Raw genomic sequence first — 12,205 nt, 5'->3', positions numbered from 1 at the left:
GAACGGAGTAATCGCAATGAAACACGGCATTTCCGGCCGCAAGCTGCAGCGCAAGTCCGGCCACCGCGCCGCCCTGCTGCGCAACATGGCCGCCGCCCTGATCAAGCACGAGCAGATCCTCACCACCACGCCCAAGGCGAAGGAACTGCGTCCCTATGTCGAGAAGCTGATCACGCTGGCCAAGCGTGGCGGCCTGTCGAACCGCCGCCTGGCGCACGCCCGCATCATGGACGAAGCGCAGGAAAAGAAGTTGTTCGACGTCCTGGCCGAGCGTTACGCCGGGCGTGAGGGTGGCTACACCCGCGTCATCAAGGCCGGCATCCGCGCCAGCGATGCGGCCCCGATCGCGGTGATCGAGCTGGTCGACCGCGACGAGACCGCCAAGGGCCAGGACAGCGGCCCGGTGATGAACGAGGAAATGGATTTCGCCGAAGCCTGATAGCTCGGCAATGTTCCAAACGACGGCCGCGGACCCCTGGGTTCGCGGCCGTCTTAGTTTCTCAAGCCGACTTGAGGATATTCAGGATCGGCGGCCTTTTCCTGAACGTCACCTAACGACAAGGTTCAGCGTCGCCACAGCGCGACTCGGATAGAACCAGTGTCATGAAGGAGCATTCCCAGCTCCGGGTTCGAAAGGTGACGACAATGAAGACTCTCTCCAAAGCACTGGCCAAGGGCACGATTGCAACCTTCGCGGCTGGCGCGATGGCGGTGACGTCGGCCTCTCCCGCCTTCGCCCGCGATCGTAACGATGGCGGCATCGACGCAGGCGACGTGATCGCCGGCGCCCTGATCATCGGCGGCATTGCCGCGGTGGCCGGTTCCATCGGCAACAACCGCGGCTACGACTATCGCGATGGCCGGACCCGCGGCTACGGCTACGATGGCTACAACGGCGGCTATAACGGATACAATCGTTACGGCGACCCCCGCCAGGCCGTCGAGCAGTGCGTCCGCACCGCGGAGCGCAATGCCAGCCGCTACAGTTACGGCGGCGGCGCGAAGGTGACCGATATCCGCAAGATCGATCGCAAGAGCAACGGCTACCGGGTGGAAGGGCGCATAGCCGTCAACACCCGCAACAACGACTGGCGCCGTGGCTGGGGCAACGATTATCGCGGCTACAACGATCGCTACAGCGGCTACGACGCCGGCAAGTTCAAGTGCTGGGTCGAATACGGCCGGGTCGTTGATCTCGACTATAGCGGCATCCGCGGGCTCTGATCCCCTTCGAGCACCGCTGACAACCGGGCCGGGCCCTCGCGATGGCGGGGGCCCGGTTCAGCATTTCGCAAGCCAGCGCGGCATAATCGTCGTACCCGGAGGGGTGCGCCATCCTGGCAGCACCTAGTTTATCAGGACGCCGCCCATGGCCGTTTCCCGCCGTATTGCCGCCGCGAGTGCGCTCGCCGCGGCTTTTTCCATGTCCGCCACCTCGGCGCTTGCCGTCGATCTTCCCGCCAGTGCCGCGCCAGCGGCGGTTTACGAGACCGACAGGGCTCAGGGTCATGGCTGGAACCCCTACCGCTATCGCCGCAACCGCGTGGATGCGGGCGACGTGCTGGCGGGCGTGCTGATCCTGGGAACGATCGCCGCCGTGGCAAGCGCCGCCAAGAAGAACAGCGAGCGCGAATACCGCTATCCCGACGGCCGTTATCCTGACGGCCGTGCGCCTTATCCGCAGGATCGCCAGCGGTACGATTCGCGTGCGTGGGACGACAACTCCAGCGGGCTCGACCGCGCGGTGGACATGTGCGTCGAAGAGGTAGAGCGCGGGCGTGGCCGGGTCGACACCGTCGAAGGCGCCAACCGCACCGGCGAAGGCTGGGACGTGCGCGGCCGGCTGGAAGGCGGCGCGCCGTTCTCCTGCCGCATCGGCAACGACGGGCGGATCAGCGACATCGATGCCGACGGCGGCCGGGCCGACGCTGCCCCGGTGGACGATCGGCAATACGATGCCGACGTCTACGCCCGGGCACGTAGCTCCGTCCCGGGTGCGCCTCCTGCGGGCGAGGTCGACGACCGCCCCGTCTGGACCGGCGACGAACGTGCACAGGCCCCTGCCGGCGGCGACGACGGGCGCTACGGCGTGTCGGCCACGCCCGATTTCGATCAGGCCGGCTAGGGCCGCTCGGCTTCGCGCGAATAGGCCGGCAGCTCGATCCGCCAGGCGAGCGCCGCGCCGCGCAGGGCAAAGCCGGCGAGTGCGGAGATCGCCCAGACCAGCCCCTGCGGCAGGCCGAGCCACGTGCCGCCGGCGCACATGCTGGCCGAAAGCGCGGCGGCGGTGACATAGAGTTCAGGCCGCATCAGGATCGAAGGTTCACCGGCGATCACATCGCGGAAGATGCCGCCCATGCATCCGGTCACGATTCCCAGGATCGCGGCCGGCAGCGGCGCCACGCCGAAGGCCAGAGCCTTGGCCGTGCCCATCACCGAGAAAGCTGCGAGGCCGGCGGCGTCGGCCCATTCGAGCAGGTGGCCCTCCCACCATCGGCGCGGAGTGAACCATGCGAGCAGCGCGGTCCCCAGGATCACCGGCGCAACCCACGGGTCATGCAGCCAGAACGCCGGCACGCCGATCAGCAGGTCGCGCACCGTACCGCCGCCGACCCCGGTCAGCAGGGCAAAGAAGCTCATCGTCACGAAGGTCTGCCGCAGCCGAGCGGCCATCAGCGCACCGGTCAGCGCGAATACCGCGGTCCCCAGCAGTTCGAACAGCGGCGGGATGACTTGCGGGTTCACGCCGGGCGCGCCTTGCGGCGGCGGAACATCAGGATGCAGCCGAGCAGCGCCCCCAGCGTGGAGAGCACCGCAAAAACGATGATGATCGGATGGTGCGGATCCTCGCGCGTTTCCAGGTCCATGATGTGCAGGCCCCACATCAGGTCGTAGATCCGCCACCACCGCGTGCGCACGGCCAACACCTCGCCGGTCTGGCTGGCGATGTAGATGTTGGTCCCGTCGGTGAAGCGGGCCTGCCAGGCATGGACCTTCTGGCGCAGGTCGATGGGAGGGGAATCCGCCGGGAAGTAGGTCATTGCCTCGATCCGCGCCGTGCCGGCATAGGCGGCCTGCGCGATGGCGCGGACGCTGTCCTCGTCGACCGGATTGTAGAAGCTGCCGTCACGGGCCGCGTAGCGCAGCCGGCTGCCGTCGGCGCCGACGACGATCCAGCCGGGCCCATCGGGGAAGCTTTCCAGCGTCACACTGTGCACCGGTCCCTCGAGCTTGGGCAGGACAACCTGTTCGCCGGGAATTGCCGCGTGCTCCGCCCGCACATCGTCGCCGCGCACCTCGGCGAGCGGGCGGACGATCATCACCAGCCCCGTCACGGTCCACATCAGGATCGGGAAGCCGACCAGCCATCCGAGCCAGATGTGCCAGCGGGCGAACTTGAGCATCGTGCGTTGGCGGGCCATGTCTCTCGCTAGTCCATTTTCCGCCCGGTGCGAACCTGCCGGCGGGATGCCACCATTTGCGCCGTGCGCCTCGCCTCAGTCGGTCGCGAACAGCTGGCCCAGATCGACGAAGGCCTTCATTTCGATGGCGTTGCCGCTCGGGTCGCGGAAGAACATTGTCGCCTGTTCGCCCGGCTGCCCGCGGAACCGGACGTGGGGTGCGATGACGAATTCGGTGCCCGCTGCGGTCAGACGGTCGGCGAGGGCCTGCCAGTCCCCCAAGGTCAGCACGATGCCGAAATGCGGCACCGGCACGTCGTGACCGTCGACCGGGTTGGAGGTCGAAGCGCCGGCGGTCTCGGCGAGATGGGCGACGATCTGGTGTCCGTAGAAGTCGAAGTCGATCCATTCGTCCGACGAGCGCCCCTCCGGACAGCCGATCGTGCCGCCCCAGAAGGCGCGGGCCGCGGCCAGGTCGTGGACCGGAAAGGCGAGATGGAACGGGCGCAGGCTCATGCGGCGGCTTTGCTCCTGACGAGGCCGAGTGCCAGGCCATAGCCGACGATCGGCGCCGCGCCATAGCCGATCAGCGGGTAGGGATAGTGGTTCATCATGGCGATGATGACGAAGCCGAAAAACGAGCCGGCCAGCGCGAATCGCTCGGCGCGGGCGAGCGGGGCGGCATGGACAATCAGCAGGTAGCCGGCGCCGAGCGCCAGGGCGAGGGCCAGGGCAACCAGCGGATTGGCCGTCATCGCGCTGCTCAACACGCCTTCGACGAAGCGCTGGGCCGGCAGCTCGCCGCGCAACGCCATGAAGATTGCCGAAACGAAGCCGACGATGGCCACGGTCGCGACCTTCCAGTCCTTGCCGACATGGTGCAGCCCGACGGCGGCGAAGGTCGCCGCAAAGCCGGTCGCAGCATCGGGCTGGAGCAGCGCCGCGAAGAGCGCGGCCAGCAGGATCGGCGGAGCATAGGCAGGATCGCGCGCGGCCAGCACGGCGAGCGCGGGAAACGCAAGCATGCCCGCGTGCAGCGCTATCGGCCCGAGCGAGAGCCAGCGGGTGATGCCGTTGAGCTCCGGCCCCGTGGCGAGCGGCAGGAACAACAGGGCGAGCAGGACGCCGCAAGCGATCCGGCGCGGGAGGGCAGCTTGCGGCGCCCGCCCGAACAGCGCGAGGAGCAGGCCCAGCGCAAGGCTGCCGGCATTGACGAGCAGGAACGCGTAGGGCGCGCCGTACGCCGCCATCCAGGCAATGCCTGCGAGCACCGGAATGGCCAGCGCGGCGGCTCCGGGCAGGCGATCCCTCAGGGCGGCCCGGGGCACCGCAGCCGGCATGGTGTCAGATATGGATCGGCTTGCCTGTCACCGCCATCGCCGCTTCCTTGATCGCTTCGGAATGCGTCGGGTGAGCGTGGCAGGTGTAGGCGATGTCTTCGCTCGTCGCGCCGAATTCCATCGCCAGCGCGGCTTCCGCGATCATCGTCCCGGCGACCGAGGCGATCGCCCAGACGCCGAGCACCCTGTCGGTCGCGGCATCGGCCACGATCTTTACGAAACCGTCCGGCTCGTGATTGGTCTTGGCGCGGCTATTGGCGAGCATCGGGAATTTTCCGACCTTGATCTCGCCCTTCTCCTTCGCCTCGTCCTCCGTCAGGCCGACACCGGCGATCTCGGGCCAGGTGTAGACGACGCCGGGGATGACCGCGTGGTTCACGATGCCCGTCTGCCCGGCGATGTTCTCGGCGCAGGCGATGCCTTCGTCCTCCGCCTTGTGCGCCAGCATCGGGCCGGGGATGACGTCGCCGATGGCCCAGACGCCGTCGACCTTGGTGCGAAACTCGTGGTCGGTCTCGATCTGGCCGCGCTTGTTGAGCTCCAGCCCGATCGCTTCCAGCCCCAGCCCGTCGGTGTTGGGTCGGCGCCCGATGGAGACCAGCACGCAGTCGGCTTCCAGCGTCTGCGCCTCGCCGCCCGCGGCGGGCTCGATCGTCAGCGTGGCCTTGCCGCCGTCGACGGTGCAGCCGGTCACCTTGGTGCCCAGCATCAGGGTCATGCCCTGCTTCTTGAAGATCTTGGCCGCTTCCTTGCGGATGTCCATGTCCATCCCGGGGAGCAACTGGTCGAGATACTCAACGACGATGACCTCCGCCCCAAGGCGGCGCCACACCGAACCGAGTTCCAGCCCGATCACCCCGCCGCCGATGACGACCATCTTGCCGGGCACGGTGCGCAGTTCGAGCCCGCCGGTGCTGTCGACCACGATCTGCTTGTCGTTGTCGATCTCGACCCCGGGAAGCGGCGTGACCGAGGAACCGGTGGCGATGATCACGTTCTTGGCGGTGACGGTTTCTTCGCCGACCTTGACGGTGTGCGCATTCTGGAAGGTGGCATGGCCCTTCTTCCAGTCGACCTTGTTCTTCTTGAACAGGAACTCGATGCCCTTGGTCAGCCCGCCGACCGCGTCGAGCCGCTGCTTGTGCATCTGCCCGAGGTTGAGCTTGGGCGTCACTTCGATGCCCAGTTCCGCCATCGCGCCGTTCTTCGCCGCGTCGAAATATTCGCTGGCGTGGAGCATCGCCTTCGACGGGATGCAGCCGACGTTGAGGCAGGTGCCGCCCAGGGTCTCGCGGCTTTCCGCGCAGGCGGTCCTCAGCCCAAGCTGCGCGGCACGGATCGCGGCGACATAGCCGCCGGGGCCGGAGCCGATGACGAGGACGTCGTAGTCGTAGTCAGCCATTCGTCGTTCCTCAAAGGTCGATCAGGATGCGCATGGGATCCTCGATCGCCTCCTTGATGATCTTGAGCGCGGTGACCGCCTCGCGGCCGTCGATGATGCGGTGGTCGTAGCTGAGCGCAATGTACATCATCGGGCGGATGACGACCTCGCCGTTGCGCGCGACCGGGCGGTCCTCGATCCGGTGCAGGCCGAGTACGGCGCTCTGCGGCGGGTTGATGATCGGCGTGCTCATCAGGCTGCCGAAGACCCCGCCGTTGGAGATGGTGAAGGTGCCGCCGGTCATGTCCTCCATGGTCAGGGTGCCGTCCTTGGCCTTCTGTCCATAGTTGGCGATCGCCTGCTCGATCTCGGCAAAGCTCATCGAATCGGCGCCGCGTACCACCGGCACGACCAGCCCGTTGGGCGCGCTGACCGCGACCGAGATGTCGACGTAATCGTGGTACACGATCTCGTCGCCTTCGATGTAGGCGTTGACCGAGGGGACGTCCTTCAGCGCCAGGCAGCTCGCCTTGGCGAAGAAGCTCATGAAGCCAAGCTTGATGCCGTGCTTCTTGGCGAACACGTCCTTGTAAGCCTCGCGCGCCTCGATCACGGCGGTCATGTCGACATCGTTGAACGTGGTCAGCAGCGCCGCGTTTTCCTGCGCGCTCTTGAGGCGCCGGGCGATGGTTTGGCGCATGCGGGTCATCTTGACCCGTTCCTCGCGCCGTTCGCCGGCCACTTTGGGAGCGGCGGCAGGGGCGGGCGAAGGAGCCGGCGCGCTGGCGGTCGGCGCGGGCGCCGCCTTCTTGGCCTGCGCTGCAGCGAGCACATCTTCGCGGGTCAGCCGGCCGTCCTTGCCGCTGCCCTTGATCTGCGTCGGATCGACGCCCGCCTCGATCACCGCGCGGCGCACCGCGGGCGACAGGGAGACCGCGTGATCCTCGGGCTCGTTGCCCTTGGGCAGCTCGGCGATCTCGCTGTCGATCGCCGCTGCCTGCGGCGGTTCCTCGGCCGGGGGAGCGGGTTCCTCGCGCGGCTCGACGGACGTCGACTCGCCGGCGGCCACCCCGTCCTCGATCAGCGCGAGCAGCGCGCCGACCTGCACGGTATCGCCGACCGCGGCCTTCTGTTCGCCCATCGTGCCTGCCACCGGGCTGGGCACCTCGATGGCGACCTTGTCGGTCTCCAGGCTCACGATCGGTTCGTCGACCGCGACCGCGTCGCCCGGCTGCTTGAGCCATTCGGCGATCGTGCCTTCGGTGACCGATTCACCCAGTGTGGGCACTTTGACTTCGGTTGCCATGATCTACTTTCCCTTGGCCTTGCCAGGCATGGTCTGTCCCGGCGGGGGACCGTTCTGCAGCTTGCGTTGCATCTCGCCGCCGTCGGCCATGCCGAGCGCGATGCTGACCAGTGCCTCCTGCTGCATCTGGTGGCGCTTGGCGAAACCGGTCGCCGGGCTAGCCCCCGGCTCCCGTCCGGCATAGCTCGGCCGCATGCCGGCATGGCCAGCGGCTGTCAGTGCCTGTTCGATCTGGCTGTCAACGAAGAACCAGGCGCCGTTGTTCCTCGGCTCTTCCTGGCACCAGACGACCGATTCGAGGTTCGTCATTCGCTTCAGGCGGGCCGCCAGCGGTTCGCCGGGGAAGGGATAGATCTGCTCAAGGCGCACGATCGAAACGCCTTCGATCCCCTCGGCCTCGCGCTTTTCCATCAGGTCGTAGGCAACCTTGCCCGAACACAGGACCAGGCGGCGGACCTGGTCGTCGGCGATATCCATGCGGTCGGACAGGATGCGCTTGAAGTGGCTTTCCTGCGTGAACTCCGCCGCCGTGCTCTTCGCCATCGGGTGGCGCAGCAGGCTCTTGGGCGTCATGATGATCAGCGGTTTGCGGAACGGCCGCAGCATCTGCCGGCGCAGCACGTGGAAGTAGTTCGCCGGGCTGGTGATGTTGCACACCTGGATGTTGTCGTCGGCGCACAGTTGCAGGAACCGTTCGAGGCGGGCGCTCGAGTGCTCGGGCCCCTGGCCCTCGTAGCCGTGCGGCAGCAGCAGCACGAGGCCGTTGGCGCGCAACCACTTGACCTCGCCCGCGGCGATGAACTGGTCGATGATGATTTGCGCCCCGTTGGCAAAATCGCCGAACTGGGCTTCCCACAGTACCAGCGTCTTAGGATCGGCTCCGGCAAAGCCGTATTCGAAGCCGAGAACGCCGTATTCCGACAGCGGGCTGTCGTAGACCTCGAACTTACCGTGCGGCAGCGTGGTCAGCGGAATGTACTTGTGCTCGTCGTTCTGATCGACCCAGATGGCATGGCGCTGGCTGAACGTGCCGCGGCCTGAATCCTGGCCCGACAGGCGCACCCCGAACCCTTCTGTCACCAGGCTGCCGAAGGCGAGCGCCTCGGCCGTCGCCCAGTCGAAGCCTTCGCCGCTTTCGAACATCGTGCGCTTGGCTTCGATCACCCGCTCAAGCGTGCGGTGGATCGTGGTGTCCTCGGGGACCGTGGTCAGCGTGCGGCCCAGGCTGTCGAGCAGCTTCTTCTCGATGGCGGTGTGAACGTTGCGCCGGGCGGTTTCGGGATCGGCCGGCTTGTGCAGCCCGCTCCATCGCCCGGCAAACCAGTCGGCTTCGTTGGGCAGGTAGTTCTGCCCGGCGGAGAATTCCTCCTCCAGCAGGGCATTGAATTCCTCGCGCAAGGCCGGCCCGGTGCCCGGGTCGATCACGCCTTCGTTCTTCAGGCGTTCGGAATAGATGTCCGACACCCGCGGATGCTGCTTGATCGCCGCATACATCAGCGGCTGGGTAAACATCGGCTCGTCGCCTTCGTTGTGGCCGAAGCGGCGATAGCACCACATGTCGATCACGATGTCGCGCTTGAAGCGCTGGCGATACTCGATGGCCAGCTTGCAGGCGAAGGTGACCGCTTCCGGATCGTCGCCGTTGACGTGCAGGATCGGCGCCTGGACACCCTTGGCGACATCCGAGGGATAAGGGCTCGACCGGGCGAACTGCGGGCTGGTGGTGAAGCCGATCTGGTTGTTGATGACGAAGTGGATGCAGCCGCCGATGTTGTAGCCGCGCACGCCCGAAAAGCCGAGGCATTCCCACACGATGCCCTGGCCGGCGAATGCCGCATCGCCGTGGATCAGCACCGGCAGGACTTCGGCGTGCCCGCTCAGGTCGCCGCGAATCGCCTGCTGCGCGCGGACCTTGCCCAGCACCACCGGGTCGACCGCCTCGAGATGGCTTGGATTGGACACCAGGCTCATGTGCACCTTGATGCCGTCGAACTCGCGGTCCGTGCTGGTGCCGAGGTGATACTTCACATCGCCCGATCCGCCCACGTCGTCGGGGTTGGCGCTGCCGCCGGAGAATTCGTGGAAGATGACCTTGTAGGGCTTGGCCATCACGTTCGCGAGCACGTTGAGGCGACCGCGGTGCGCCATGCCGTAGACGATCTCGCGCACACCGTAGGCGCCGCCGTATTTGATCACCGCCTCTAGCGCCGGGATCATCGCCTCGCCGCCATCGAGCCCGAAGCGCTTGGTGCCGACGTACTTCTTGCCGAGGAACTTCTCGTATTCCTCGCCCCGGATTACCGCCTGGAGGATCGCCCTCTTGCCTTCTGGGGTGAAGGTAATGACCTTGTCCGGCCCCTCGATCCGGTCCTGCAGGAAACGCCGTTCCTCGACGTCGGAGATATGCATGTACTCGATGCCGACATGACCGCAGTAGTTGGCGAGGAGGATTTCCTTCAGCCGCCGCGGCGTGACCCACTCGAGCCCCAGGTTGCCGCCGACATAGACCTCGCGGTCCAGCGCGGGGCCGGTGAAGCCGTGCCATTCAAGCTTGAGATCGTCGGGTAGCTCTCGTTCGCTAAGATGCAGCGGATCGAGTTCGGCCGCCATATGCCCGCGCACGCGATAGCTGCGGATCAGCAGCATGGCGCGGATCGAATCCCCTGCCGCCTGCTCGATGGCGCTGGCGTCGACCGCCAAGCCCTCCTTGGCGGCCGCTTCGGCGACGACGGCTTTCATCATCGTCGGATCGAGCGCGTCGGTCAGGTCGCCAGCGCCCTCGACCAGCGGCCAGCGCGCGTTGGCCCAGCTCGGGCCGGGCTGCGGCCCGTCCTGTCCGGCGAGTTCGGGAAGGAAATTCTGCGCTTCGTTGCCCATGGGATTGTCCTGGGGGTAATGGGGGAGGGCTATGCGAGTTCCTTGAGCAGCGCGCTCATCGTCGTGCCGAGTTCGCTGGGCGATGGGCTGACCCGGATGCCGGCCTCTTCCATCGCGGCGATCTTGTCGTCGGCGCCGCCCTGGCCCCCGCTGACGATGGCACCCGCGTGGCCCATCCGGCGACCCGGAGGGGCGGTGCGCCCGGCGATGAAGCCGACCATCGGCTTGGACCACCCGCGCTTCGCCTCGTCCTTGAGGAACTGCGCTGCCTCTTCCTCGGCGCTGCCGCCGATCTCGCCGATCATGATGATCGACTTGGTCTCGTCGTCCTTGAGGAACAGCTCGAGCACGTCGATGAAGTTGGTCCCGTTGACCGGATCGCCGCCAATGCCCACCGCGGTGGTCTGGCCGAGGCCCGCCACCGTCGTCTGATGGACGGCCTCGTAGGTCAGGGTGCCCGAACGGCTAACGACGCCGACCGAGCCTTTGGAGAAGATCTTGCCCGGCATGATGCCGATCTTGCATTCGCCGGGGGTGAGCACGCCGGGGCAGTTCGGGCCGATCAGGCGCGACTTGCTGCCGGTCAGCGCGCGCTTGACGCGCACCATGTCGAGCACCGGAACGCCTTCGGTGATGGCGACGATCAGTTCGATCTCCGCATCGATCGCTTCGAGAATCGAGTCCGCGGCGAACGGCGGCGGGACATAGACCACGCTGGCGGTCGCCCCGGTCGCGGCCTTGGCTTCGGCTACGGTATCGTAGACCGGCAGGCCGATGTGCGTCTGGCCGCCCTTGCCGGGGGTGACGCCGGCGACCATCTGTGTGCCGTAATCGAGCGCCTGCTGCGTATGGAAGGTGCCGGTCTCACCGGTCATCCCCTGGGTGATGACCTTGGTGGTCCTGTCGACGAGAATGCTCACGCCAGCGACCCGTCCAGGTTCTTGCACGCCACCAGCAGTTCCTCGACCGCATCGGTCGAAACCTTGAGGTTGGCCTTCTCCTCGTCGGACAGGGCGATCTCGACGATCTCCTCGATGCCGCCCGCGCCGATCACCGCCGGGACGCCGACGTACAGACCGTCGAGGCCGTACTTGCCGTCGACCCAGGCCGCTACGGGCAGGATGCGCTTCTGGTCGCCGAGATAGGCCTCGGCCATCGCGATGGCGCTGGTAGCAGGTGCGTAATAGGCGCTGCCGGTCTTGAGCAGGCCGACGATCTCGCCGCCGCCGCCGCGGGTGCGCTTGACGATCTCGTCGATCTTCTCGGGCGCGATGCCCATGATCTTGGCGAGATCGTTGACCGGGATGCCGCTGATCGTGGTGTAGCTGGTGACCGGGACCATCGTGTCGCCGTGGCCGCCGAGGACGAAGGCGTTCACGTCCTTGACCGAGACGCCGAACTCCCAGGCCAGGAACGTGGCGAAGCGCGCGGAATCGAGCACGCCGGCCATGCCGACGACCTTCTCGTGCGGCAGGCCGGAGAATTCGCGCAGCGCCCAGACCATCGCGTCGAGCGGGTTGGTGATGCAGATCACGAAGGCGTCGGGCGCGTGGGCCTTGATGCCTTCGCCCACGGCCTTCATCACGCTGAGGTTGATGCCGAGCAGATCGTCGCGGCTCATGCCCGGCTTGCGCGGTACGCCGGCGGTGACGATCACCACGTCGGCGCCGGCGATGTCGGCATAGTCGTTGGTGCCGCTGATCTGGGCGTCGAACCCTTCGACCGGGCCGCACTGGCTGAGGTCGAGCGCCTTGCCCTGGGGAATGCCTTCGGCGATGTCGAACAAGACGATGTCGCCCAGTTCCTTCTTCGCGGCCAGGTGGGCGAGGGTGCCGCCGATCATGCCGGAACCGACGAGTGCGATCTTCTTGCGGGCCATGGGGTGCTTCATTCCTTCACG

12 protein-coding genes are annotated in these 12,205 nt (G+C 66.9%); 3 read left to right on the top strand and 9 right to left on the bottom strand.

Annotated features, from left to right (window positions below; genetic code table 11):
* The first annotated feature begins 16 nt into the window (after positions 1–16).
* The 3 genes from rplQ (at position 17) to ACWPMZ_RS09550 (ending at position 2,125) form a co-directional block, all read left to right on the top strand.
* Positions 17–439 (top strand): 50S ribosomal protein L17, encoded by a 423-nt coding sequence (rplQ, locus tag ACWPMZ_RS09560; protein ID WP_455703778.1) that lies wholly within the window; start codon positions 17–19, stop codon positions 437–439.
* A gap of 206 nt (positions 440–645) precedes the next feature.
* Positions 646–1,224: a hypothetical protein gene (locus tag ACWPMZ_RS09555; RefSeq protein WP_455703777.1), complete on the top strand. Its 579-nt coding sequence runs from the start codon at positions 646–648 to the stop codon at positions 1,222–1,224.
* 145 nt (positions 1,225–1,369) lie between these two features.
* The gene (locus ACWPMZ_RS09550; RefSeq protein WP_455703776.1) at positions 1,370–2,125 is read left to right on the top strand and encodes a hypothetical protein; all 756 of its coding nucleotides are present in this window, start codon (positions 1,370–1,372) and stop codon (positions 2,123–2,125) included.
* Here the strand turns inward: ACWPMZ_RS09550 and ACWPMZ_RS09545 are convergent.
* The 9 genes from ACWPMZ_RS09545 to mdh all read right to left on the bottom strand — a co-directional run bounded on the left by ACWPMZ_RS09545 (position 2,122) and on the right by mdh (position 12,184).
* A complete protein-coding gene (locus tag ACWPMZ_RS09545; RefSeq protein WP_455703775.1) occupies positions 2,122–2,745 on the bottom strand; it encodes a trimeric intracellular cation channel family protein in 624 nt (207 codons plus the stop codon). The two genes, ACWPMZ_RS09550 and ACWPMZ_RS09545, sit on opposite strands and share 4 nt — an antisense overlap.
* Positions 2,742–3,422 (bottom strand): PepSY domain-containing protein, encoded by a 681-nt coding sequence (locus tag ACWPMZ_RS09540; RefSeq protein WP_455703774.1) that lies wholly within the window; start codon positions 3,420–3,422, stop codon positions 2,742–2,744. Before ACWPMZ_RS09540 ends, ACWPMZ_RS09545 begins: the two co-directional genes overlap by 4 nt.
* A 75-nt stretch (positions 3,423–3,497) precedes the next feature.
* Entirely contained in the window at positions 3,498–3,917 is a 420-nt protein-coding gene (locus tag ACWPMZ_RS09535; RefSeq protein WP_455703773.1) for a VOC family protein, read from the bottom strand.
* Positions 3,914–4,729, bottom strand: a complete 816-nt coding sequence (locus ACWPMZ_RS09530) for a hypothetical protein (RefSeq protein WP_455703772.1) — start codon at positions 4,727–4,729, stop codon at positions 3,914–3,916. Before ACWPMZ_RS09530 ends, ACWPMZ_RS09535 begins: the two co-directional genes overlap by 4 nt.
* Before the next feature lie 16 nt (positions 4,730–4,745).
* Entirely contained in the window at positions 4,746–6,143 is a 1,398-nt protein-coding gene (gene lpdA / locus ACWPMZ_RS09525; RefSeq protein ID WP_455703771.1) for a dihydrolipoyl dehydrogenase, read from the bottom strand.
* Positions 6,144–6,153: 10 nt separating this feature from the next.
* On the bottom strand, positions 6,154–7,428 hold the full coding sequence (gene odhB / locus ACWPMZ_RS09520; RefSeq protein WP_455703770.1) for a 2-oxoglutarate dehydrogenase complex dihydrolipoyllysine-residue succinyltransferase: 1,275 nt from the start codon (positions 7,426–7,428) through the stop codon (positions 6,154–6,156).
* A gap of 3 nt (positions 7,429–7,431) precedes the next feature.
* Entirely contained in the window at positions 7,432–10,305 is a 2,874-nt protein-coding gene (locus ACWPMZ_RS09515) for a 2-oxoglutarate dehydrogenase E1 component (RefSeq protein WP_455703769.1), read from the bottom strand.
* A gap of 29 nt (positions 10,306–10,334) precedes the next feature.
* Entirely contained in the window at positions 10,335–11,225 is an 891-nt protein-coding gene (gene sucD, locus ACWPMZ_RS09510) for a succinate--CoA ligase subunit alpha (protein WP_455703768.1), read from the bottom strand.
* Complete coding sequence (gene mdh, locus ACWPMZ_RS09505) at positions 11,222–12,184, bottom strand: malate dehydrogenase (RefSeq protein WP_455703767.1); 963 nt, start codon at positions 12,182–12,184, stop codon at positions 11,222–11,224. The genes sucD and mdh overlap by 4 nt, the downstream gene beginning before the upstream one ends.
* Positions 12,185–12,205: the final 21 nt, after the last annotated feature.

Source organism: Tsuneonella sp. HG222 (assembly GCF_053819185.1).
Note: the sequence above shows the minus strand (reverse complement) of the source record. Positions and strands in the feature narration are given on the sequence as shown.

Coding starts and splice junctions, on each gene's coding strand:
- rplQ (WP_455703778.1), top strand. CDS start 17: ATGAAACACGGCATTTCCGGCCGCAAGCTGCAGCGCAAGTCCGGCCAC.
- ACWPMZ_RS09555 (WP_455703777.1), top strand. CDS start 646: ATGAAGACTCTCTCCAAAGCACTGGCCAAGGGCACGATTGCAACCTTC.
- ACWPMZ_RS09550 (WP_455703776.1), top strand. CDS start 1,370: ATGGCCGTTTCCCGCCGTATTGCCGCCGCGAGTGCGCTCGCCGCGGCT.
- ACWPMZ_RS09540 (WP_455703774.1), bottom strand. CDS start 3,422: ATGGCCCGCCAACGCACGATGCTCAAGTTCGCCCGCTGGCACATCTGG.
- ACWPMZ_RS09535 (WP_455703773.1), bottom strand. CDS start 3,917: ATGAGCCTGCGCCCGTTCCATCTCGCCTTTCCGGTCCACGACCTGGCC.
- lpdA (WP_455703771.1), bottom strand. CDS start 6,143: ATGGCTGACTACGACTACGACGTCCTCGTCATCGGCTCCGGCCCCGGC.
- odhB (WP_455703770.1), bottom strand. CDS start 7,428: ATGGCAACCGAAGTCAAAGTGCCCACACTGGGTGAATCGGTCACCGAA.
- ACWPMZ_RS09515 (WP_455703769.1), bottom strand. CDS start 10,305: ATGGGCAACGAAGCGCAGAATTTCCTTCCCGAACTCGCCGGACAGGAC.
- mdh (WP_455703767.1), bottom strand. CDS start 12,184: ATGGCCCGCAAGAAGATCGCACTCGTCGGTTCCGGCATGATCGGCGGC.